This window comes from Arthrobacter yangruifuii, from assembly GCF_009192775.1.
GTDB classification, from domain to species: Bacteria; Actinomycetota; Actinomycetes; order Actinomycetales; family Micrococcaceae; genus Arthrobacter_B; species Arthrobacter_B yangruifuii.
Window position 1 is genome coordinate 627,157 of sequence record NZ_VTFX01000004.1, and the last position, 23,546, is coordinate 650,702.

Annotated in this window: 20 protein-coding genes and 1 rRNA gene; 7 read left to right on the forward strand and 14 right to left on the reverse strand. The window is 67.4% G+C overall.

The window, feature by feature from the left end:
- Positions 1-78 precede the first annotated feature (78 nt).
- Positions 79-666 carry a GNAT family N-acetyltransferase gene (locus tag GD627_RS10845; RefSeq protein WP_152272476.1) on the reverse strand — a complete coding sequence of 196 codons (588 nt, stop codon included), beginning with the start codon at positions 664-666 and terminating at the stop codon, positions 79-81.
- 161 nt (positions 667-827) lie between these two features.
- Positions 828-2,255, reverse strand: a complete 1,428-nt coding sequence (locus GD627_RS10850; RefSeq protein WP_152272477.1) for a cation:dicarboxylate symporter family transporter — start codon at positions 2,253-2,255, stop codon at positions 828-830.
- A 130-nt stretch (positions 2,256-2,385) separates the two neighbouring features.
- Here GD627_RS10850 and GD627_RS10855 point away from each other — a divergent pair, with 130 nt between their 5' ends.
- A complete protein-coding gene (locus tag GD627_RS10855; RefSeq protein ID WP_246165432.1) occupies positions 2,386-4,008 on the forward strand; it encodes a sensor histidine kinase in 1,623 nt (540 codons plus the stop codon).
- Positions 4,005-4,724 carry a response regulator gene (locus GD627_RS10860; protein ID WP_152272479.1) on the forward strand — a complete coding sequence of 240 codons (720 nt, stop codon included), beginning with the start codon at positions 4,005-4,007 and terminating at the stop codon, positions 4,722-4,724. The genes GD627_RS10855 and GD627_RS10860 overlap by 4 nt, the downstream gene beginning before the upstream one ends.
- A 14-nt stretch (positions 4,725-4,738) precedes the next feature.
- Here GD627_RS10860 and GD627_RS10865 read toward each other — a convergent pair whose 3' ends face one another.
- Positions 4,739-6,709, reverse strand: coding sequence for an AMP-binding protein (locus GD627_RS10865; protein WP_152272480.1), 1,971 nt, complete (start codon positions 6,707-6,709; stop codon positions 4,739-4,741).
- Between the two features lie 283 nt (positions 6,710-6,992).
- Here GD627_RS10865 and GD627_RS10870 point away from each other — a divergent pair, with 283 nt between their 5' ends.
- The 4 genes from GD627_RS10870 to GD627_RS10885 are packed head-to-tail and all read left to right on the forward strand — an operon-like array spanning position 6,993 to position 11,272.
- Complete coding sequence (locus GD627_RS10870; protein WP_152272481.1) at positions 6,993-7,676, forward strand: GntR family transcriptional regulator; 684 nt, start codon at positions 6,993-6,995, stop codon at positions 7,674-7,676.
- A complete protein-coding gene (locus GD627_RS10875; RefSeq protein WP_152272482.1) occupies positions 7,673-9,190 on the forward strand; it encodes an MmgE/PrpD family protein in 1,518 nt (505 codons plus the stop codon). Before GD627_RS10870 ends, GD627_RS10875 begins: the two co-directional genes overlap by 4 nt.
- Positions 9,191-10,096: a methylisocitrate lyase gene (gene prpB, locus GD627_RS10880; RefSeq protein ID WP_146362502.1), complete on the forward strand. Its 906-nt coding sequence runs from the start codon at positions 9,191-9,193 to the stop codon at positions 10,094-10,096.
- A gap of 42 nt (positions 10,097-10,138) precedes the next feature.
- The gene (locus GD627_RS10885) at positions 10,139-11,272 is read left to right on the forward strand and encodes a bifunctional 2-methylcitrate synthase/citrate synthase (protein WP_152272483.1); all 1,134 of its coding nucleotides are present in this window, start codon (positions 10,139-10,141) and stop codon (positions 11,270-11,272) included.
- Positions 11,273-11,535: 263 nt separating this feature from the next.
- Here the strand turns inward: GD627_RS10885 and GD627_RS10890 are convergent, their stop codons facing one another.
- The 10 genes from GD627_RS10890 to GD627_RS10935 form a co-directional block, all read right to left on the reverse strand.
- Positions 11,536-12,021, reverse strand: coding sequence for an 8-oxo-dGTP diphosphatase (locus GD627_RS10890; protein WP_152272484.1), 486 nt, complete (start codon positions 12,019-12,021; stop codon positions 11,536-11,538).
- 14 nt (positions 12,022-12,035) lie between these two features.
- A complete protein-coding gene (xerD, locus tag GD627_RS10895; protein ID WP_152272537.1) occupies positions 12,036-12,998 on the reverse strand; it encodes a site-specific tyrosine recombinase XerD in 963 nt (320 codons plus the stop codon).
- Positions 12,999-13,307: 309 nt separating this feature from the next.
- Positions 13,308-13,970: an NUDIX domain-containing protein gene (locus tag GD627_RS10900; protein ID WP_152272485.1), complete on the reverse strand. Its 663-nt coding sequence runs from the start codon at positions 13,968-13,970 to the stop codon at positions 13,308-13,310.
- Between the two features lie 2 nt (positions 13,971-13,972).
- Entirely contained in the window at positions 13,973-15,667 is a 1,695-nt protein-coding gene (pyrG, locus tag GD627_RS10905; protein ID WP_152272486.1) for a CTP synthase, read from the reverse strand.
- A 46-nt stretch (positions 15,668-15,713) separates the two neighbouring features.
- On the reverse strand, positions 15,714-17,435 hold the full coding sequence (gene recN, locus GD627_RS10910; RefSeq protein WP_152272487.1) for a DNA repair protein RecN: 1,722 nt from the start codon (positions 17,433-17,435) through the stop codon (positions 15,714-15,716).
- On the reverse strand, positions 17,432-18,457 hold the full coding sequence (locus GD627_RS10915; RefSeq protein WP_152272488.1) for an NAD kinase: 1,026 nt from the start codon (positions 18,455-18,457) through the stop codon (positions 17,432-17,434). The genes recN and GD627_RS10915 overlap by 4 nt, the downstream gene beginning before the upstream one ends.
- 54 nt (positions 18,458-18,511) lie before the next feature.
- On the reverse strand, positions 18,512-19,384 hold the full coding sequence (locus tag GD627_RS10920) for a TlyA family RNA methyltransferase (protein ID WP_152272489.1): 873 nt from the start codon (positions 19,382-19,384) through the stop codon (positions 18,512-18,514).
- On the reverse strand, positions 19,377-19,616 hold the full coding sequence (locus GD627_RS10925; RefSeq protein WP_152272490.1) for a hypothetical protein: 240 nt from the start codon (positions 19,614-19,616) through the stop codon (positions 19,377-19,379). Before GD627_RS10925 ends, GD627_RS10920 begins: the two co-directional genes overlap by 8 nt.
- Before the next feature lie 63 nt (positions 19,617-19,679).
- Positions 19,680-20,735 (reverse strand): HAD-IIA family hydrolase, encoded by a 1,056-nt coding sequence (locus GD627_RS10930; RefSeq protein WP_152272491.1) that lies wholly within the window; start codon positions 20,733-20,735, stop codon positions 19,680-19,682.
- Complete coding sequence (locus tag GD627_RS10935; protein WP_152272492.1) at positions 20,671-21,528, reverse strand: tetratricopeptide repeat protein; 858 nt, start codon at positions 21,526-21,528, stop codon at positions 20,671-20,673. Before GD627_RS10935 ends, GD627_RS10930 begins: the two co-directional genes overlap by 65 nt.
- Here GD627_RS10935 and GD627_RS10940 point away from each other — a divergent pair.
- Entirely contained in the window at positions 21,517-22,578 is a 1,062-nt protein-coding gene (locus GD627_RS10940; protein ID WP_152272493.1) for a hypothetical protein, read from the forward strand. The genes GD627_RS10935 and GD627_RS10940 overlap by 12 nt on opposite strands.
- A gap of 610 nt (positions 22,579-23,188) precedes the next feature.
- Here the strand turns inward: GD627_RS10940 and rrf are convergent.
- A 5S ribosomal RNA gene (rrf, locus tag GD627_RS10945) occupies positions 23,189-23,305 on the reverse strand.
- Positions 23,306-23,546: the final 241 nt, after the last annotated feature.

Consider the following 23,546-nt stretch of genomic DNA (forward strand, 5'->3'; position numbering starts at 1 on the left):
GGGGTGTCTTTGTCAAGGTTACAGCCGCACAATGGCCATCCCGCGAATCAGGCCGCGGCCACCGGCGAGCCTTGACGCTCAAGTAGAAGTCGAATGTTGCGGCCGCACCGCCGCATGGAGGTGCATATCGTGCCAGCCGTCGGCATGCCGCAGGGCGCTGCGCCTGGTTCCCTCCAGTTCGAAGCCCGTTTTCCGGGCTACCCGGCAGGAGGCCTCGTTGCGGATCGAATGGGAAAGCTGGAGGCGTTTGAGGCCCACCGTCCCCAACGCCCAGCTTTTCAGTGCATGCACGGCGCGCGGTGCCACTGACTTTCCCCGTTCCGCTGAAAGCACCCAGTACCCCAGCTCGCCGTCGCCTTCGTAGAGGTTGATGCGGCTTAGTGCCGCCCGTCCCACGACTCTGCCGTTACCGGCGCATACGGCCCAGTTGGCCCCGGTCTCTTCCTGCCAGCGGACTCCCCAGCGGCGGGTCCACTCAACGGCTTCATCTTCGGTCGACATCGACCGGCGGTTGTAGTGCGAGATGTCCGGTTCGCTGTATGCCTTCGGCACCGCCGAGGCATCGGCGGCGGCCCAGGGACGCAGGAACAGGCCTTCTGCCTCGAGGGCGGGCTGCTCCTCGCGGTTCAGCGTCCCCCGCGGCAGATACGGGCCAAGTGCTGTCATCGGAAACCACCGTTACGTTGAGCGGAAAGTGAGGACCATTATCCACGCCGTGGTTTGCCGTGCCGGACGCAGCCGCGGCAGGGCAGAAAGAAACGCGCCCCGCCCCGGGGTCAGCCGGGACGGGACGCGTTCTTCGGTGCTGCCGGTTCGGATACTCCGGGTTAGTGCCGCGTTCCGGCGGACTCACCGGTGACTGCGGTGCTGCCTGCCGGGCCGGGCACCGTTGCAGCCAATTCAGCGGACTCCGCCGTCTGGCGCGGTTCGTCGGTGCCGGCGTCGACGTTCATGCTTGCCTCGTCGAAGGGACGCTCGCGGTCCAGGACCGCGTTGACCTGTTCCTTGTCGATTTCCCTGGTCCAGGTGCCGATCAGCACGGTGGCTACCGCGTTGCCGGTGAAGTTGGTCAGCGCGCGTGCCTCGGACATGAACCGGTCGATGCCGACAATCAGGCCCACCCCGTCCAGGAGGTCCGGGCGGTGCGACTGCAGGCCGCCGGCCAGGGTGGCCAGGCCGGCACCGGTGACGCCGGCCGCACCCTTGGACGCAATGATCATGAAGACCAGCAGGGAGATCTGCTCCCCCAGCTCCAGCGGCTTGCCCATGGCGGAGGCCACGAACAGGGCTGCCATGGTCAGGTAGATGGCGGTGCCGTCCAGGTTGAAGGAGTAGCCGGTGGGTACGGTGACGCCGACCACGGGCTTGGAGATGCCCAGGTGTTCCATCTTGGCGATCAGCCGGGGCAGGGCGACTTCGGAGGACGAGGTGGAGAAGATCAGCAGGTATTCCCGGCCCAGGTAACGCATGAGCTTGAAGATGCTGAACCCGGTGACCAGCTTCAGCAGGCCGCCCAGGATGATGACGATGAAGAGGATGCAGGTGAGGTAGAAGGCAACCATCAGCGTGGCCATGCTGACGATCGCCTTGATGCCGGTCTCGCCGACGACGGCGGAAATGGCGCCGAAGGCACCGATCGGTGCCAGCCACATGATCATCATGAGGATGCGGAAGACCAAGGCCTGGATGTAGCCGATGCCCTTGAGCACCGGTGCACCTGCAGGGCCCATCTTCTGCAGGGCGAAGCCGACCAGCAGTGCAACGAACAGGGTCTGCAGGATGGACTCGCCGGTCAGTGAGGCCAGCAGGGTGGTGGGGATGATGCTCAGCAGGAAGCCCGTCATCCCGTCCCCTTCTTCGGGGGCGGCGGGAGCGGCACTGCCGGAGGCCTGCAGGTCCAGTCCCTCACCCGGGTGGATCAGGTTGCCCACGACGAGGCCGATGGCGAGCGCGAAGGTGGACATGATGATGAAGTAGCCCAGCGCCAGGCCGCCGACCTTGCCGACCGTCGCTGCTTTGGCGATTGATCCGATGCCTAGGACAATGGTGCAGAAGATGACGGGGGCAATCATCATCTTGATGAGGTTGATGAACCCGGCCCCGAGGGGCTTCAGGCTCTTCGCGAATTCGGGGACAACGAGACCGAGCACGGCCCCGAGCACCACCGCGGCGATGACGGCGATGTAGAGAAAGTGTGTTCTGTCCCGTTTCGGGCTCTTCTGTGAGCCGTCATACGGGTTTGCGGCAGCTGCCATGGCGGTACTCCTTGGTGCGTGGGGTCGGCTTCCATCTTCGTGTGCTATGTGATCGTAGTCACGCTTGTGTTCATATTGTTCTCAACTGACCCACTAACACCCACAAACCCCACGCATGCAAAGGACGACGGTGCATCACCAGAGCCTGGCCGGACGGCTGTTCCTGGCCCAGCTGGCCTTCATACTCTGCGTTTCGGGCGGCATCGCCTGGGGGCTGTACCAGCAGGCGGAAGAGAGCACCTACGCGGAGACCGGTTCCCGGATGCTCGCTGTCGCCGGCACCGTTGCCGCCGGCGGCAACGTCCGGGCCGCTGTCGGCTCCGGTGACACGGCGGGCCTGCAGGAGTACGCCACCGGGGTGATGGACCGGGTGGGAGTGGACTTCCTGACCATCATGGACACCGACCGCACCCGCTTCACGCACCGCAATCCGGAGCAGATAGGCAAGGCGTACCTCGGCTCCGTGGACGCTGCCCTGGCCGGCGGGAGCTTCACCGAGACCTACACGGGCACGCTCGGCCCCTCGGTCCGCGCCATCACGCCGGTGTACGACGACGGCGGCAACGTCACCGGCCTGGTTGCCGCCGGGATCACCGTGGACCGGGTGGGCATTGCCCGGGACGCCAGGCTGCCGGAGCTGTTTGCCATTGACGCCGCGGCCCTGGCCTTCGGGGCGGCGGGGTCCTATCTGCTCAGCCGCTACCTGCGCCGCGCCACCTACGGGCTGGGCCCTTCGGATCTCAGCCACATGTACGCGTTCTACGATTCTGCGCTGCATTCGGTGCGCGAGGGGCTGCTGCTGCTCAATCCCCGGGGGCAGCTGGTGCTCTACAACGACCAGGCGTCGGCTCTGCTCGGCCTGCCCCCGGCCGGCACGGTGTCCTGGGGGCAGGAGCTGCCGCCCCTTCCCGGCCCGCTCGCCTCGCTGCTGGGCTCGGGCCGGGATGCCCGTGAAGAAATCCACCTCACCGGCGAGCGCATCCTGGTGGTCAACCAGTCCGCTGCCGTTGCTCCGGGCCCGCACGGGAGGCGGTTCGGCACGGTCACCACGCTGCGGGACTCCACCGATATGGAAGCCCTGACCGGAGAGCTGGCCACGATGCGGACGCTGGCCGATGCCCTGAGCGCCCAGGCACACGAACATGCCAACCGGGTGCACACCCTGGTGTCCCTGATCGAACTGGGCCGCAGCGACGAAGCGCTGCGGTTCGCCACCGCTGATCTGGAACAATCCCAGCAGCTCAACGACGGCGTCCTCTCCGCTGTGGAGGAACCCGCGGTCACCGCACTGCTGATGGGCAAGGCCGCCCAGGCCCGCGAGCGCGGCATCACCCTGGAGATCGAGGTCGAGTCGGTGGCCGGACGGTTCGGCGGGGCCGGGCTTGATCCCGTGGAGCTGGTAACCATTATCGGCAACCTGCTGGACAACGCCTTTGATGCCGCGGCCGGCTCGGTGGCCCTGCATCTGGGCAACTCGGAGGACGGGCTGCTGATCGAGGTGCAGGACGACGGCCCCGGCGTCGAGCCGCAGATAATCGAACATATCTTCGAACAGGGAGTCAGCACCAAGGAACTGCCCGAAGGGCGCGTTCTTGTGGGTCGCGGCCTCGGGCTGGCGCTGGTCCGCCAGGCGGTGACCCGGCTGGGGGGCAGCATCCGCGTGTTTGGCGGTCCGGGTGCCTGCTTCAGCGTTCAGATCCCGGTTCCGCCCGGGCCTGCGGCACAGGCTCCCCCGGCGGAGGCCGCACCGTGACCGACAATTCCGCCGACATCCGCGTACTGGTGGTGGAAGACGAGAAGGTTCCCGCCGAGGCGCATGCCGAATACGTCCGCCGCGTCCCGGGTTTCCGGCTGGCCGGGATTGCCCGCACCGGGGCCGGTGCCCTGGAAGCATTAAAAGCCGCCGGAACCGCTGAGCCCGGCAGCGACGCCCGGATTGACCTGGTGCTCCTGGACATGAACCTGCCGGATCTGCACGGGCTGGACCTGCTGCGCCGGATCCGCGGCGCGGGACTTCCCGTGGACGTCATCGCCGTAACCGCGGTCCGGGACCTGGCCGTGGTCCGCAGCGCCATGTCCGGCGGCATTGTGCAGTACCTGATCAAGCCGTTCACGTTTTCCGCCTTCACCGCCAAGCTCTCCGCTTATGCCGAGTACCGGCGCCGGATGGCCGAACAGGCAGCCTCGACCACCCAGAGCGAGGTGGACAGCGCCTTCGCCGCGCTGCGTCCCGCCGTCGCCGCGCCGCTGCCCAAGGGCCTGTCCGGGGAAACACTCGAAGCCGTCGCGGACCTGCTCAAGCACGCCGGGGCACCCCTGTCAGCCACCGAGGCGGCCCAGGCACTGTCGATGTCCCGGATCACCACCCGCCGCTACCTGGAACATCTGGCGGACGAGCAGTCGGTGCTGCGCTCGCCGAGGTACGGGACCCGGGGACGGCCGGAGCTGGAGTACAGCTGGCGCCGGTAAGCCGGCCAGGCCGCTTAGCTCTCCCCTGGCCGGGACTGCGCTGATCGGGACTGCGTTGACCGGGACTGCGCCGATGACGGACGCAGCACCGCGGTCAGGGCCTCCAGCACGTCCGGGTCCTCGATGGTCGAGGGCACGGTGTGTGGAACACCGTCGGCGATCTGGCGCATGGTCTTGCGCAGCACCTTTCCCGACCGGGTCTTGGGCAGCGCGTCCACCACGAAGACGTCCTTGAAGTCCGCCACCGGGCCGATCTGCGAGCGCACCTGCTCCACCAGTTCGGCCCGCAGCACCTCCGGATCGATCTCGATCCCGGTCTTCAGCACCACGTAGCCGGACGGCCGCTGGCCCTTGACCGGATCCGCGATGCCGATCACCGCGGCTTCGGCGACGGCGGGATGGGACCCCACGGCCTGCTCCATGGCTCCGGTGGAGAGCCGGTGTCCGGAGACATTGATGACGTCATCGGTGCGGCCCATGACGAAGAGGTACCCGTCCTCGTCCAGGTAACCCGAGTCCCCGGTCGCGTAGTACCCGTCGAAGACCTCCAGATAGGCGGCACGGTAGCGTTCGTCGCTGCCCCAGAGCGTCCGCAGCGTTCCCGGCGGCAGCGGCAGCTCCAGGGCAATGTTGCCCTCGGTTCCTGCGGGCACCTGCTTCCCGTCCGGTCCGAGCACGCGTACGGCAAACCCGGGAACCGGCACCGTGGGCGAGCCGGCCTTCACCGGCAGCTGCTCCAGTCCCACGGGGTTGGCGCAGATGGCCCAGCCGGTTTCGGTTTGCCACCAGTGGTCGATCACGGGCACTCCGAGTGCCGCCTGGGCCCACTGCAGCGTGGCCGGGTCCAAGCGCTCGCCGGCGGCGAAGAGGTGCCGGAGCCGGGAGAGATCATAGTTGCCCGGTTCGGCGGCCCCGGGATCGGCTTTCCGGATGGCCCTGAGCGCGGTGGGTGCCGTAAACAGGACGTTGACGCCGTGCTGCGCCGCGACCCGCCAGAACGCACCGGCGTCGGGGGTTCCCACGGGTTTCCCCTCATACAAAACGCTCGTGGCGCCGGCGATCAGGGGGCCGTACACGATGTAGGAGTGGCCCACCACCCAGCCGACGTCCGATGCCGTCCACATCACCTGTCCCGGACCTACCCCGTAAATGTTCTCCATTGACCAGGCCATCGCCACGGCGTGGGAACCGTTGTCCCGCACCACGCCCTTGGGCGAGCCGGTGGTGCCGGACGTGTAGAGGATGTAGAGCGGATCCGTGGCCGCCACCGGCACCGGGCCGGCGGGTTCGGCGACGGCCGCGAGCGCGTCCCAGGCGTACCAGGCGGCGCCGCCGGTACCGTCGTATTCCTCCCGGGTGCCGGCGAAGCCGGCCCGTTCGGCCACGACGACGGCGTTCACCCGGTGCGTTGCGGTTTTCAGCGCCTCGGCGACGGCGGGAAGGTATTCGACGGTCCGCCTGGGTTCCAGCCCGCCGCTGGCCGTGACGATGACGGCGGGACCGGCGTCGTCGATCCGGGCGGCAAGCTCGCGCGGGGCGAAACCGCCGAAGACCACGGAGTGGACCGCCCCCAGCCGGGCGGTGGCGAGCATCGCGATCACGGCTTCGGGAATCATCGGCAGGTAGATGATCACCCGGTCCCCCGGGCCGACACCGAGCCCGCGCAGCACCCCGGCGAACCGCTCCACCTCCGCCAGGAGCTCGGCATAGGTGTAGGTGCGGACGGTGCCGAGCATGGCCGAGTCATAGACCAGTGCAGCGGTGTCTCCTCGGCCCGCCGCAACGTGACGGTCCAGGGCGTTGAAGGAGGTGTTCAGCTCCGCGCCGGGATACCAGGAGTACAACGGCGCTCCGGCGTCCTCCAGGGCGCGTGCGGGCGGCTTGTCCCAGTCCACCAGGGCGGCGGCCGCCAGCCAGAAGCCCTCCGGATCGGTGCTGCTGCGGGCATAGGCCCGCCCATAGGCTCCGGTGCTCTGCGCGTCCATGAATCCTCCTCGATCCGCCGTAGTACGCGTCATGGTACTAGGGGACGTGCCCGCGGGCGCGCTCTCCCCTGTCACCCCGGTCGCCCCGGCCATGCCCGGCGCTTCGCCGAAGATGCCCTGCGGCGCCCCGGCGCAGCTCCCCGGCAGAAGCCCGACGCGACGCGTTCTGTATACAAGGGCACAGGCAGAAGCGGAGGATGTGAGCCCGGATACGCTTTTTACCCGGCCCATGTATACACTGACTGGGAACGTGACGCAGGTATCAGTCGTGAGGAGGCGCACTATGCGGGCAAGCGACCGCGCGTACGCCGCCCTGCGGCAGGACATTGTGGACTGGCGCCTGCCTCCGGGAACCGTCCTGGGCGAAGTGGAGCAGTCCGAGCGGCTGGGCGTATCCCGCACTCCCCTGCGTGAAGCCCTGAGCCGGCTGAGCGCAGACGGCCTCGCGGCCCCGCACAGCGGACGCGGCGTCGTCGTCACCGGCATTTCCCTGGACACCGTCGCGGAACTCTTCGAACTGCGCCAGGCGCTGGAATGCAAAAGTGCCGCCCTCGCCGCGGTCCGCGGGAACGAACCGGTCTTCCGCTCCCTGGCTGTCCGGTTCCGCGCCGCCGGGGAACTCATCGGCACTGCCGCAACGGATTCGGACCGCGGCGGTTACTACTCGCTGGTGGCCGAGCTTGACGCCGCCATCGACGATGCCGCAGCGAACACCTACCTCACCCAGGCGCTTGGCAATGTCCGCCTGCATCTGGCCCGCGTGCGGCGCCTGGCCAAGGACAACCCCGAGCGCCTGCTGGAAACCGCAGGCGAGCACGCCACCATCGCTGCGGCCGTGGCCACCGGAGATCCCGACCTGGCGGGCGCCGCGGTCTCGGTCCACCTGCACAAAAGCCTTGAACATCTTCGATCCGCCCGGATCGCCGCCCCAGAAATCACCACCTCCAAGAGAAGGACAACCCCTTGAACCTCAATAAAGTACGGGTCTACCGCAGCGACGAGAAGCTGGCCCGCGAGGACCAGCTGGCCTACAAGATCGCCAAGGTTGCCGCCGATCCCGTTGATGTCACCGACGACGTCACGGACATGGTCATCAACCGCATCATCGACAACGCCTCGGTGGCCGTCGCTTCCCTGAACCGCGGACCCATTGTCGCCGCCCGCGCCCAGGCCCTCTCCTTCTCCCCTTCCGCCCACGGCAAGGGCGCCTCCGTCTTCGGCGTGCTGGCCAAGACCAGCCCCGAGTGGGCCGCCTGGGCCAACGGCGTGGCGGTGCGCGAACTGGACTACCACGACACGTTCCTGGCCGCCGAGTACTCCCACCCCGGCGACAACATCCCGCCGGTCCTCGCCGTCGCCCAGCACACCGGCGCCTCAGGCCGCGACCTGATCCGCGGCATCGCCACCGGCTACGAAATCCAGGTCAACCTGGCCAAGGCCATCTGCCTGCACAAGCACAAGATCGACCATGTGGCCCACCTCGGCCCCTCCGCCGCCGCCGGCATCGGCACCCTGCTGGGGCTCGACGTCGACACCATCTTCCAGGCCGTCGGCCAGGCCCTGCACACCACCACCGCCACCCGCCAGTCGCGCAAGGGCGAGATCTCCACCTGGAAGGCCCACGCTCCGGCGTTCGCCGGCAAGATGGCTGTCGAGGCCGTGGACCGTGCCATGCGCGGACAGACCTCCCCCACGCCGATCTATGAAGGTGAAGACGGCGTGATCGCCTGGATGCTGGACGGTCCCGACGCCGCCTACGAGGTGCCGCTGCCTGAAGAAGGCGAAGCCAAGCGCGCCATCCTGGACACCTACACCAAGGAACACTCCGCGGAGTACCAGGCGCAGGCCTGGATTGACCTGGCCCGCAGGATCCACGGCGAGCACCCCGAGGCCACGGATCCGGCCAACGTGGAAAGCGTCCTGATCGCCACGTCGCACCACACCCACTACGTGATCGGCTCCGGCGCCAACGATCCGCAGAAGTACGATCCCACCGCCTCGCGCGAAACCCTGGACCACTCCATCCCGTACATCTTCACCGTCGCCCTGCAGGACGGCGCCTGGCACCACGTGGACTCCTACTCCCCCGAACGCGCCGGCCGGCCGGACACGGTGGAACTGTGGCACAAGGTCACCACCGTGGAGGATCCGGAATGGACCCGCCGCTACCACTCGCTGGACATCAGCGAAAAGGCGTTCGGCGGCAAGGTCACCATCGTCCTGACTGACGGCACCGTGATCACCGATGAAATCGCCGTTGCCGACGCGCACCCGCTGGGCGCCAAGCCGTTCAGCCGGGAACAGTACATCAACAAATTCCGCACCCTGGCTGAAGGCCTGGTCTCCGCCGCGGAAATCGAGCGTTTCCTGGCCACCGTGCAGCGCCTGCCCGAACTGGCTGCCGGAGAGCTGGACCAGCTGAACATCACCGCCGCCGACGGGGTCATCAACCCGGCGGCCGCACCGAAGGGACTCTTCTAAATGCTGTACTCCTCCGTCACTCCCGAGGCCAAGCGGATAGCCTTCCGCGAAGGACTGGCCTCCGGCACCCTGCAGCAGTTCCCGGGTGCCTTCAACCCGCTCTCGGCCCGCCTCATCGAGGAAAAAGGCTTCGACGGCGTCTACATTTCCGGCGCCGTCCTGGCCAATGACCTGGGCCTGCCGGATATCGGCCTGACCACCCTGACCGAGGTGGCCACCCGCGCCGGGCAGATTGCCCGGATGACCGATCTGCCCGCCATCGTCGATGCGGACACCGGCTTCGGCGAACCGATGAACGTGGCCCGCACCATCCAGGAACTCGAGAACGCAGGCCTTGCCGGCTGCCACATCGAGGACCAGTTCAACCCCAAGCGCTGCGGCCACCTGGACGGCAAGAACGTGGTGGACACCGACACCGCAGTCAAGCGCATCCGCGCCGCCGCGGACGCCCGCCGGGATCCGAACTTCCTGATCATGGCCCGCACCGACATCCGGGCCGTGGACGGCCTGGAAGCCGCCCAGGACCGCGCCCGCGCACTGGTCGACGCCGGAGCAGACGCCATCTTCCCCGAGGCCATGAAGTCGCTGGAGGAATTCGCCGCCATCCGCGCCGCCGTCGACGTCCCGATCCTGGCCAACATGACCGAGTTCGGCAAGAGCGAGCTGTTCACCTACGATGACCTCTCCTCGGTGGGCGTGAACATGGTGATCTACCCGGTCACCCTGCTCCGCAGCGCCATGGGTGCGGCTGAGCGGACGCTGGAGACCATCAAGGCGCACGGCACGCAGCAGGCGGATGTACCGAATATGCTCACACGTGCGCGTTTGTACGATCTGGTGGACTATGAGGCGTACAACCACTTCGACACGTCCGTTTTCAACTTCCAGGTTCCGGGCACCCACTAAGACCGGCCAGGCATTACCGCACTTTCGAAGGAGTCAGCAGCAATGACAGATCCCCAGATCCACAAGGGCCTGGCGGGGGTACTCGTAGACACCACCCGCATTTCCAAGGTCAATCCCGAAACGAACTCCCTGCTTTACCGCGGCTATCCGGTGCAGGAACTCGCTGCCCGGTGCAGCTTCGAAGAGGTCGCCTACCTGCTCTGGAACGGCGAGCTGCCCACCGAGGCGCAGCTGGCCGAGTTCACCGACGGGGAGCGCGCGCAGCGGGCCCTCACCCCGGAGCTGAAGGCCGTCATCGACGCCCTGCCGGTGACCTGCCACCCGATGGACGTCTGCCGCACGGCAGCGTCCGTCCTGGGCGCCTCACACGAACTCGCCGAGGATTCCTCGGTGCAGGCCAACATGGACAAGGCGGTGGGCCTGTTCGCAGCCATGCCCGCCGTCGTCGCCTATGACCAGCGCCGCCGCCGCGGCGAGGACGTGGTGGAGCCCCGCGATGACCTGGGCTACTCGGCGAACTTCCTCTGGATGACCTTCGGCGAGGAGGCCGCACCCGAGGTGGTGGAGGCGTTCAACGTCTCGATGATCCTGTACGCGGAGCACTCCTTCAACGCCTCCACGTTCACCGGACGCGTCATTACCTCCACCCTCTCGGACCTGCACTCCGCCGTCACCGGTGCCATCGGTGCGCTGAAGGGCCCGCTGCACGGCGGCGCCAACGAAGCGGTCATGCACACGTTCGCGGAGATCACCGAGAGCGCGGCAGACGGCGACGTCGCGGCCCACGCTGCTGCGTGGCTGGACGAGGCCCTGGCAGAGAAGAAAAAGATCATGGGCTTCGGCCACCGGGTCTACAAGAACGGCGACTCCCGGGTGCCGACCATGAAGGCGTCCCTGGACAACATGGTCAAGTACTACGACCGTCCGGACATGGGCGAGCTGTACACGGCACTGGAAACGGCCATGGGCGAGCGGAAGAACATCCTGCCGAACCTGGACTACCCCGCCGGGCCGGTCTACCACCTGATGGGCTTTGATACGCCCACCTTTACGCCGCTGTTCGTCGCAGCGCGGATTACCGGGTGGACGGCGCACATCATGGAGCAGCTGGAAGCGAATTCGCTGATCCGGCCGCTCAGTGAGTACAACGGGGCTGAGGAGCGGCACCTGCCGTAGGTTTCATCTCCAGCCTTTGGTGAGGCCCCAAGGGCCCCGTCGGGGGCCCCGGAACGGCGGCAACGAAATTCCCTGCTCGCAGAGCTCGCAGGGAATATTAAAGCCGCCTTATCCGGGGTCCCCTTGCTTATCCGACGTCCCCTTGCATTGTCTAGGCGGATCCTCAGACCTGCCCGACACGGCTTCCCACGGTGTGGTGCCGTTGGGGCCCGTGGGGTCTCTCCAGCACCACCAGTCCCAGAGGCTGGGAACCTGCGCCGGAGTTAGCTAAAGACCGCGCTGGCGACGTTGACGTTGTCATCCGCAATGGTGACAACAGCATTGAAATAGGTTCCCGCCAGCAGGCGGGGCATCCAGAGGGCGGAATCCGGCCACATCCGGGCGTACGGGACCTGTTCCACCGGATACCAGGCCGGACGGATTTCGGAGCTCTCCGTGGGCTCGCCCTCCCAGCGGTGCGCACGGAACAGAACCGTGGACATATCCAGGCCGGGCTGGGCGGGGAAGATCCATTCGATGGTGCCGGCACGTTGCAGGTCCGCTTCCCGCACTACTACGCCGGATTCTTCCTCGACCTCGCGCACTGCGGCCTGCTCCGGAGTCTCGCCGGGTTCGATGTGCCCGCCCAGGGTGACCACCCGGCCGAGTCCGAAGCCGGTCTTCTTCAGCCCCATCAGGACCTGCCGGCCGCCGGAGACCGTGTCGCGGAAGAGGAAGCAAAGCACCACGGGGGAGGCACGGAAGGGCACTCCGCCGTCCTGGATCACAGGGCCCGCGGGTGGGCGGCGGCGTAGACCTCGCGCAGGGTTTCGGCCGTGACCAGGGTGTAGACCTGCGTGGTGGTGACCGAGGCGTGGCCCAGAAGCTCCTGGACCACCCGGACGTCGGCACCGCCTTCGAGCAGGTGGGTGGCGAAGGAGTGCCGCAGGGTGTGCGGGGAAACGTCGCGCCCGATGTCCGCCTTCTCTGCGGCGTTTTTCAGGATGGTCCAGGCGCTCTGCCGCGACAGGCGCCCGCCGCGGGCATTCAGGAACAGTGCGGGAGTGCCCTTGCCTTTGGCGGCGGCCGCGGGACGGCCGCGCACCAGGTACTCATCCAGTGCCCGGGCCGCATAGGAGCCCAGCGGCACCAGGCGTTCCTTGGAGCCCTTGCCGAACAGCCGCACCACGTCCGGGCCATTGGCGGGGATGCGTTCCAGGGACAGGTCATCCACGTCCAGGCCCACGGCCTCACTGATGCGCGCCCCGGTGGAGTACAGGAACTCGAGCAGTGCCCGGTCCCGCAGCCCGGAGGGGGTATCGAGGGAGACCGCTTCAAGAATGCGGGTGACCTCGTTGACGCTGATGGCCTTGGGCAGGCGCTTACCGGGCATGGGCGGGTGCACGTCCGACGCCGGATCGGCGGTGGTCATGCCCTCCAGGGCCCAGAAGCGGTGCAGTCCGCGGACCGCAACGATGGTCCGCGCAGCCGAGCGGACGCTCAGTGCGGAGGCGCCGTCGGACCCTTCGGAAATGGACTGGGCGAACGCCGTCACATCGTGGCGGGTGATGCGGGAAATGTCCTCCACGCCGCGGGAGCCCAGGAAGCGGGCGTACCGCAGCAGGTCCCGGCGGTAGGCCTCGAGGGTATTGAAAGCCAGTCCGCGTTCCACGGACATGTGCTGCAGATAGCTGCCGATCGCCCGGCCGGCCGGGGTGGAGCGCAGCTCATCGGCGGCGGACTGCATGGTCGCAGCGCGGGACCGCGCCGGGGCATTCGTCTTGGACGCCGGTCTGGATGCAGTCTTGGACGCCGGGGCGGGGGCAGTCCCCTCACTCGGCGCTGCCTCGGGCGGGGCTGCCGCAGCCGTGTGCGCAGGCGCGGACCCCAGCGAACCGGTCCGGTCCAGTTCGGCCAGGTCCGCGTCACGCAGCCGGCGCGCCTCTTCCCATTCGAGATCCAGCTTGAGGGTCGGGTTCAGGGAACCGGGCAGGTTGATGGCAACGGTGTCATTATGCCGGGACCCGGCATCAGGGTCAGCGCTGGGCATTGCTTCCTAACGGACCGGGCCGTTGGCCCAGGAGGAGTGCTGCGAGTGGTGCTCGGGCCACGGAGCGTCCGCCGGGCGCAGATCACGGTAGCCGTTGCCGCGGGCGACGGCGGTGGCCAGGACGGCAGCCACCGCGGACGGGCTGTGCATGCGGCCCTGCAGGGCGGCCTGCACGGCGTCGTCCAGGTCCACCCATTCCACCTTGATTTCGGCTTCTTCATGGGTCCGGGTATGCCGGTCTGCCTCGGGAACCTCGGTGATGCCGCGCGCGAGGTAGATGCGCAGGGCTTCCCGGGAGGAGCCCGGAGAGAGGAACAGATCCGTGAGGACCTGCCACTCGGACGCCTGCAGATCCGCTTCCTCCGCCAGTTCGCGGGCGGCGCCGACCTGGAAGTCTTCACCGTCCACGTCCAGGAGTCCGGCCGGTATTTCCCACAGGGTCATCCGGACGGGATGCCGGTACTGGTTGATCAGGAGCACCTGTCCGGCCTCGTTCATGGCCAGGATGGCTACGGCGCCCGGATGGGCAATGTAGTCGCGGACCAGGGGTTCGCCGCCGTCGGTCAGGGTGAACTTCTCCTTGACCACGTCCCACACCGGACCGCTGTACACCGTTTCCGATTCCAGCAGCGGGCGCGGGCTTTGCGCGTCGGCGAACCCCTGTGCCATGGCTAGGCCCTGCCGCTCTGGTGTGCCAGGGCAGCCTTGACGAGTCCGGCGAAGAGCGGATGCGGACGCGTCGGACGGGAGCTGAGCTCCGGGTGGGCCTGCGTGGAGACGTAGTACGGGTGCACGTCGGCCGGAAGCTCGACGAACTCCACCAGTCCGCCGTCGGTGGTGGTTCCGGAGAACACCAGGCCGGCTTCGGCGATCTGGGCACGGTACTGGTTGTTGACCTCGTAGCGGTGGCGGTGGCGTTCGGCCACCTCCGTCTTGCCGTAGGTCTTGGCAACCACGGACTCCGGTTCCAGCTTCGCGTCCCACAGGCCCAGGCGCATCGTGCCGCCCATGTCGCCGCCGCCCTCAACAATGTCCTTCTGTTCGGCCATGGTGGCGATGACCGGGTACTGGGTATCCGGTTCGAACTCGGAGGAGGAAGCGCCTTCCAGGCCCACCACGTTGCGGGCGTACTCGATGACCATGCACTGCAGGCCAAGGCACAGACCCAGCGTCGGAAGCTTGTTCTCCCGGGCGTAGGTCAGGGCGCCGAGCTTGCCCTCGAGGCCGCGGATACCGAAGCCGCCGGGAACGCAGATGGCGTCCGCTCCGGCCAGGGCCTTGGCGGCGCCTTCGGGCGTGGCACAGTCATCCGAGGGTACCCAGCGGATGTTGACCTTCGTCTTGTTGGCGAAGCCGCCGGCGCGCAGTGCTTCCGTGACGGAGAGGTAGGCGTCGGGCAGGTCCACGTACTTGCCCACCAGGGCAACGTCGACATGGTGCTTCGGGTTGTGCACGGACTCAAGCAGGCGGTCCCACTTGGTCCAGTTGACGTCCTTGAACTTCAGGTCCAGGTGCTGGACGATGTACGCGTCCAGGCCCTGGGAGTGAAGCGTCTTCGGGATGTCGTAGATGCTGGGGGCGTCCGGGCAGCCGATCACGGCGTCCACGTCCACGTCGCACATCCGGCCGATCTTGTTGCGCATGGCATCCGGCACCGGACGGTCCGAGCGGATGACAATGGCGTCGGGCTGGATGCCGATGGAGCGCAGTGCTGCCACGGAGTGCTGGGTCGGCTTGGTCTTCAGTTCCTGGGACGGGCCGATGTACGGCACGAGGGACACGTGCAGGAAGAAGACGTTGCTGCGGCCGATGTCCTGGCGGACCTGGCGTGCGGCTTCGAGGAACGGCTGGGACTCGATGTCGCCGACCGTACCGCCGATCTCGGTGATGATCACGTCGGGGGTCTTCTTCGCCTCTGAGGGCAGGCGCATCCGGCGCTTGATCTCATCGGTGATGTGAGGAATGACCTGGACCGTGTCGCCGAGGTATTCGCCGCGGCGTTCCTTCGCGATGACCGTCGAGTACACCTGGCCGGTGGTGACGTTGGCGGAGCCGTCGAGGCTCTCGTCAAGGAACCGCTCGTAGTGTCCGATGTCGAGGTCCGTCTCGGCACCGTCGTCGGTCACGAAGACTTCGCCGTGCTGGAAGGGGTTCATTGTGCCCGGATCCACATTCAAATACGGATCGAGCTTCTGCATGGTCACTGCAATACCGCGCGACCTCAACAAATGGCCGAGACTTGACGCTGTCAGTCCCTTACCGAGTGAGGACGCCACGCCACCGGTGACGAAGATGTGTTTTGTCGTAGAAGACGACTTGGGAAACCTGGAATTTGATCGCTGCACCACGGAGTTCGAGCCTATCACCTTTTGTAGTTTCGGGTTAAGTTTCCTGCATTCGTTCGTGCCTGGGTCACTGCAGATGTCCCGCTGAATCCAGCAGTTCCTCGGCATGGGCACGAGCCGTCGCCGAGTCCTCCTGCCCGGCAAGCATCCGGGCGAGTTCCTTGATCCGCTCCTCCTGGCCGAGCACGCGGACGTCGCTGGCGGTGACGCCGGTGCTGTCATCGGTGGCCGTGGAGGTCTTGATGACGCGGATGTGGTGATCGGCAAAGGCTGCCACCTGCGGCAGGTGGGTGACCACGATCACCTGTACATGTTTGGCCAGCATCGCGAGCCGGCGGCCGATCTCCACGGCAGCCTTTCCGCCGACGCCGGCGTCCACTTCATCGAAGATGAACGTGGGAACCGGGTCCACGGCGGCCAGGACCACTTCAATGGCCAGCATCACGCGGGAAAGTTCACCGCCGGAGGCGCCCTTGCCCAGCGGGCGGGCGGGCGCACCGGGGTGCGGTGCCAGCAGGAACGAAATGCTGTCCGCACCGTGCGGACCCGGTTCGCCTGTGGGCTGCACCTCGATGACCAGGTTTGCGTCCTTCATGGCCAGCGCCGTGAGCTCGTCGCTGACCCGCTGTGCGAGTTCGGCGGCGGCCTCGGTGCGCAGCTTGGTGACGGCAGCTCCCCGGGCGGCCAGCCGTTCGGCCAGGACGCTGATTTCCTCTTCCAGTGCTTCGATCCGGGAGTCGTCGGAGCTCAGCTCGGCAAGCCGTTTGGCACTTTCGCCGCTCCACTCCAGCACCCCGTCGATGGAGGGGGCATACTTGCGCACCAGGCCGGCCAGTTCAGCCCGGCGGGATTCCACTTCGGCCAGCCGCTCCGGACCTTCGGAATCCAGTGACGCCCCGTAGCTGGCCAGTTCGGTGGCAATGTCGGCGAGGATGTATCCCACCTCGGCCAGCCGCTGCCCGGAGGCGGCCAGGGCCGGATCGTGTTCCCCGGCCGATTCCAGCTGGCGTTTGGCGGCGTCCACCAACGTGGTGGCATCTGTTCCGTCGCCGAAGTCATCGGCAATCAACGCCGAGTGTGCATTCACCGCCGCGGTGCGCAGTTCCTCGAGGTTGCTCAGGCGCATGGCTTCGGCCTTGAGGGAATCATCCTCCCCCGGCTGCGGGTCCACCGCTTCGATTTCCTCCAGCGCGGCGGTCAGGTATTCGGCCTCCCGAAGCCGGTCCCGGGCCTGGTCCCGCAGTTCGCTCAATTCCCCGGCAGCAGCACGCCAGCGGGCGTAGTCCTCACGGTAGGTGCCAAGTTCGGCCGCGAGCGGGGAACCGGCATACTTGTCCAGCGCCTCCCGCTGGGCGGCGGCGCTCTTCAACCGCAGCTGGTCGGTCTGGCCGTGGACCACCACCAGGTGCTCCCCCACTTCCGCCAGCACGCCCACGGGTGCCGAACGCCCGCCCACGTGGGCGCGGCTGCGGCCGTCTGCGTTGACTGTGCGGGCCAGGGTCAGTTCGGCAGCGCCGTTGTACTCTTCAAGCTCGGCTCCGGCCTCGCCGGCGCGGACGGCGGCGGCACTTCGCGGATCCACGTGAACGAGCGCCTCGGCGACGGCGGACTTGGCGCCGATGCGGACGGCACCGGCGTCCGAACGAGCACCGAGGAGCAGTCCCAGGGCGGTGATCACCATGGTTTTACCCGCGCCGGTCTCACCGGTCACCACGGTGAATCCCGGGCCCAGGTCCAGGGTGGCGTCGGTAATGACGCCGAGGTCCCTAATCCGGATTTCCTCAATCATTCGACAACGCCTCCACTGTCCGAAACTGTCCGGTCCCTGACTTCCGAGCTGCCGTCGGGGTTTGCGTGCCGGACGGTTTGTCCGGGTGCCTGGGTCAACTGGGTGCCGGGAGCGGCAGCCGGTGCCGGTCCGCGCCATCCGTGGGTGGGCAGCTGGAACTTACGGACCAGCCGTTCCGAGAACGGGGTCAGATGCGTCCGTGCCAGGCGGACGGGTGTCTTGGACCGGGTGACCTCCACCCGGGACCCCGGCGGCAGGTCAATGCTGCGCCGGCCGTCGCACCAGAGCACACCCTGCGCGTCGGTGCGGGTAAGGATCTCCACGGCCAGCACGGAGGTAGGGGCAACCACCAGGGGTTTGGCGAACAGCGCGTGGGCACTGATGGGCGCCAGCAGCAGGGCCTCCACCTCGGGCCACACCACGGGGCCGCCGGCAGAGAAGGCGTACGCGGTGGAGCCGGTGGGTGTGGCCAGCACGACGCCGTCGCATCCGAAGGAGCTGATGGGCCGGGCATCCACTTCAATAACCACTTCGAGCATCCGCTGGCGGTCGGCCTTTTCCACGGCTGCTTCGTTCAGGGCCCAGGTCCGGGCCAGGAGTTCCCCGCCGAGCCAGACCTTGACGTCGATGGTCATGCGCTCCTCAACGGTGTAGGCGCGCTCCACCACCCAGTGGACGGTCTGGGCCAGGTCGGCACGTTCGCTTTCGGCCAGGAAGCCCACATGGCCCAGGTTGACGCCGAGCAGGGGAACGTTGGTTCCGCGTACCAGTTCCGCGGCCCGCAGGATGGTTCCGTCCCCGCCGAGCACCATGCCCAGATCCACGTCATCCAGGGCCACATCCTCGTCAAGGATTTCCGTGGGGGCTGCGAGCACGCCGTATTCGGCCTGGATGTCCTCGAGGTCCCCGCGGCGCATGACCGGAACCAGCCCGGAGGAATGAAGCTGGGTGCAGGCCTCCTGGGCAGCGGTCATGGCGGCCCGCCGTCCGGTGTGGGCCAAAACCAGTATCCGTCTGCTCATCTGCGTCTTCGTCCTCTTCGAATTGCGGGTGGATGCCTGCGGCACGTCCATTCGTCAGTCTTCTACGCCGGGCTTCCGCTCCGCAAACCCGGCAAAGGCTGCGTCGACGAGCCGGGCTGCTGCAGCGGCGGCCGGCGCACCCGTGCCCTGTCTTGCGACGGCGGTTTGTTCGGCTGTGGAGGCAGGGATCTTTTCCGGCACCTGCAGCCACATAAAGAACTCCACATTGCCGTTCTGGCCGGGAAGGGGGCTCGGAGCGATGCCTCCGATGCTCAAACCGGCATCCATGGCCGCAGCCGCCACCGCCGTGACAGCGGATCGGTGCTGAGCCGGATCCGTCACCACTCCGGTACGGTCCAGCCGCTCACGGCCGACTTCGAACTGGGGCTTCACCATCAGGAGCAGGCTGCCGCCGGGACGGGTGGCAGCGGCGAGCGGGCCCACCACCATGGTGAGCGAAATGAAGGACAAATCCGCCACGGTCAGGTCCACGGTGCCGCCGATCTCCTGCGGGTCCAGGTAGCGGACATTCATCCCTTCATAAACGCTGACCCGCGGATCCTGCCGGAGCGGTTCCACCAGCTGGCCGTGGCCGACGTCGACGGCGGCCACGTGAGCCGCGCCGGAGCGCAGCAGGACGTCCGTGAAGCCTCCGGTGGAGGCGCCGGCGTCCAGGCAGCGCAGCCCGTGCGGCTGGACGGCAGGAAAGGCCGCCAGCGCGCCGGCCAGCTTATGGCCGGCGCGGCTGACGTAGTCCGGCAGGCCGTCGTCGAGCACTTCGAGCACTTCGGCGGCATCCACCGGAGCGGACGCCTTGGCAGCCGGGGTTCCGGCGCGCAGCACCCTTCCTGCGGCAATGAGCTTGGCGGCCTGGGTACGTGAACGCGCGAGGCCCCGGGTGACGAGTTCCTGGTCGAGCCTAGGCATGCTTATCCTGCTGTTCTGCCGCGGTTCCCGGTGCCGGGGACGGGGACGGCGCTGCGCTGTGATTGTTGAGTTCGGCGAGCAGGGCGTCATGCAATTCGGCATACACCGCGGCGTGGCCGGCCACCGGCCGGTCAGCCAGCGGACGGAGTGCTTCGAGGAGGGAATCGACGGCAGGATCCTCCGTGGCCGCCACTGCCTGCGGACATGGCGCCGCCGGCTGGGATTCGGGCATCTGTTGTCCTCCTGCGGTTGCCTGCTGGATGCGTGGTGAGGGATTGGGCTGCTGTGATGAAGCCTAGCCGCGTGCGGTGACAGTCCAGCGGATCTCGGGTGCCAGGGCCGACGTAACGTCCGGGCGGGCAGCCCACCAGGCGGCGCAGGCAGCACGCCAGCTGTCCAGATCGGAGGAGTCTCCGGCAATAACCAGTGTCTCGTCCTCCACCCAGGCAACGGCGGCGCCGCAGCGGTACCGCCCGGCTTCCAGGGCCGGCAGCGGATACGGTTCGAAGAGCGCCTGCAGGTTCTCGATCAGGTATACCGGCCGTTCCGGTGTCCGTGCGGCCAGTGCGGTCGCCGGCGTATCGACGCCGGTGAGCACCAGGGCGGTGTCGAAGCCGGCGTTGGTGCCGCCGAGGATATCCGTGTCCAGCCGGTCCCCCACGACCAGCGGGCGCCGGACGTCCAGATGGCGTGCCGCCGTCGTAAACAGCGGTGCCTCCGGTTTTCCGGCGACGAAGGGTACCCGGCCCGTGGCAGCGCCGACGGCGGCCACGAGGGTCCCGTTGCCCGGTGCGATTCCGCGGGCCTGCGGGATGGACAGATCAGTGTTCGTGGCCACCCAGACGGCGCCGCGTCCGACGGCAAAAGCCGCCTCGGCCAGATCGGCCCATCCCAGGGACGGGTCGAAACCCTGGATGACGGCGTCCGGCGCGTCATCGGCCGAGGCGACCCGGACCAGGCCCTGGGCTTCCACGGCCGCTGCCAGGGTGGCACTGCCGGTCACCAGGACCTTGGCACCCGGAGCGACCTTCGAAGCCAGCAGCTCCGCCCCTGCCTGCGCGGACCCGAAGACATTCTCCGCGGTGGCGGGTGCTCCGAGGTCGCGCAGGTGGGCAGCCACCGTTTCCGGGGAACGCGACGCGTTGTTGGTGACGTAGGCAAGCTGGACCGATTCGCCGGCCAGCCTGCCCAGGGCCTCCACGGCCCCCGGTATTGCATGCGGTCCGGCGTAGACCACGCCGTCCAGATCGGAAAAGACCGCGTCGTAACCGGAGACCAGCGAAGGATTAGTCTTCAATGCGCTGCTGCTCCGTCTCTTCTGCGTCTTCGCGGGGAGTTTCCTCGTCCTCATCGGCATCGGCGTCGAAGTCGGAAACAATGACTTCCACGGCCTCGTCGTCGTCGTTCGCGTCGCCGTCTTCGGTCAGCAGGTTTTCCTGCTCATCGCTGGGCAGCGCATCGACATCGTCAGCCGGGTCGAGGGTGTCCGCCGGTGTTTCCTCGGCGGGTGCGAAGTAGGCATTGGAGCGGTCCTCGCGGGGCTCGGCGCGGTGCTTGGGGCGTTCCTCTTCCTCAGGCACCAGATCGAAGATTTCCGGTTCTGCAAAGTCGCCCAGGCCCAGGGCCTCGTCGGCACGCAGGGCCTGCTTCTGCCACTTCTGCGCTTCCTCGCCGCGGCCGGCGAGTTCCAGTGCATCGGCGTAGGCGCGGAACAGCCGCGGGCTGTAGGAGAACGCGCGGTTGCGGTCCAGCTGCGGGATTTCCAGTGCGGCTACGGCTGCATCGAACTGGCCCATGTCCATGCGGGCGCCGGAGACAACAATCGCCAGTTCCACCTGTCCGGCGGTGTCCAGGTCCTTGGCGTCCTCGGAACGGGCCATGTCCAGTGCCTTTTCCGGGTGGCCCAGACCGCGTTCGCAGTCGGCCATCATGGGCAGGTAGGCATTGGATCCGCTGATCCGGCGGTAGGTGCGGAACTCGCGCAGCGCTTCACCGAAGTGCTCGGCGGCGTAGGCGGTCAGGCCAACTGCTTCGCGGACTACGGCCATGCGTCCGCCGCGGCGGCTGGCGGCCAGGGCATGCTGGAATGCCAGCTCGGGCTCGTCATCAATGAGTCGGCCGGCCATCACCAGGTGCTTGGCCACCCACTCGCTGTTGACTTCCTCGAGGTTGCGCAGCTGGGCGCGGGTGACCTTGTCCAGCTCCTGTCCCGTGACGTCCTCGTCGATTTCCGGGGAACGCTCGCGGTCCGGGCGGTTGGCGCTGCGCAGGTCCTTGGCGTTGCGGGGGCGCGGCGCGGCAGGGGCATCATCCCGACGGAACGACGGGCGGTCGGAACCGTAAGAGGGCCGGTCACCGCGGGGCGGGCGGCTGTCACGCTGCGGACGATCATCCCGCGAAAACGGCTTGCGGTCCCCACGGTCACCAAAGGACTTACGCTCACCATCACGCGGCGGACGGCTGTCACGCGAGAACGGCTTCCGCTCACCGTCACGGGCCGGACGGCTGTCACGCGAGAACGGCTTCCGCTCACCGTCACGGGCCGGACGGCGGTCATCCCCGCCGAACGGCTTCCGGTCGCCGTCACGGGCCGGACGGCGGTCATCCCCGCCGAACGGCTTCCGGTCGCCGTCGCGCGGGGGACGGCTATCACGCTGCGGACGATCATCCCGCGAAAACGGCTTCCGCTCCCCACGGTCACCAAAGGACTTACGCTCACCGTCACGCGGCGGACGGCTGTCACGCGAGAACGGCTTCCGGTCGCTACGGTCACCAAACGGCTTCCGGTCAGCGGACGGACGGTCACCAAAGGACTTACGCTCACCATCGCGCGGCGGACGGCTATCACGCTGCGGACGATCATCCCGCGAAAACGGCTTCCGCTCCCCACGGTCACCAAAGGACTTACGCTCGCCCTCACGCGGCGGACGGCTATCACGCGAGAACGGCTTCCGCTCACCGTCACGGGCCGGACGGCGGTCATCCCCGCCGAACGGCTTCCGATCCCCACGGTCACCAAACGGCTTCCGCTCACCATCGCGCGGCGGACGGCGGTCATCACTACCGCGGCCGGCGCGGTCATTGCGCTCGGAACGATTGCTGAAGGCAGGCCTGCCCTCGGTGTCTCGTGCGGGACGGCGGTCATCCCCGCCGCGGGCCGGACGGTCACCGAACGCAGGCTTACGATCCTTTGAATACGGCTTACGCTCCGAAGATGCACCCCGGTCACCGAAGGACTTACGCTCACCATCGCGGGCCGGACGGCCGCCAAAGGAGGGCTTGCGGTCTTCAAAGCGCTTGGGAGCGTTGCGGTCATTTGTGGCCGGACGGCCACGGTCGTCTCGGCGGTCTGACGAGCTGCTGCCGCGTGCGGCGCTTCCGTCACTGCTTCGTTGATCCCTGTTATTTTGCTCTGACATGCTGCTGAGTTCCTCTCGTCGTGAGCCGACCAACGGAATTACTGCAGTCGCTCGTCACTATGTACCTGTAATAAAGATGGAAAAGTTATGGGGGGCGGTGACGCCTCTGGGTAATTCTAGTCCAGCGGTCCGCCTGGCGCCGATTCGGCGGGCACACTTTCGGTGCCCGGACAGGGTGAGTCTCGACACCAACGCTGGATCTTGACCCCAACGCTGAAGCAGGTCGGCGGCTTGCCGGGCCGGGGGTCTCCTGGCCTGGAACCGCCGGCACGGTCCTGCGGGCTAAAGTTCCCGGAGATAAAGTTCTCGGAGATAAAGGCCTGGTGGGTTAAACAGGTCAGGCCCCGCACACATGGTGCGGGGCCTGACCCTCTCAACAAAAATTGTCCGGCGGTGACCTACTCTCCCACATCCTCCCGGATGCAGTACCATCGGCGCTGTGGGTCTTAGCTTCCGGGTTCGGAATGGGACCGGGCGTTTCCCCCACGCTATGACCGCCGTAACCCTTCCACCCGCACCACACACCCAAAAACACCAGGGTATGCGTGGGGAAAACAATGGTTACAACACGTCCCGTTACCCCTCACAAGGGGTACCGGCAGTGCGGTAAAAGTTGTGAACCCGCCCCCCGGACAAGGGGGACACGGTTCGTGTTCCAGGCCAACAACGGGTTGTTGTCCGGGAACCACATAGTGGACGCAAGCAGCATGATCACAACACCCTTTATACTTTGACGGACCGTT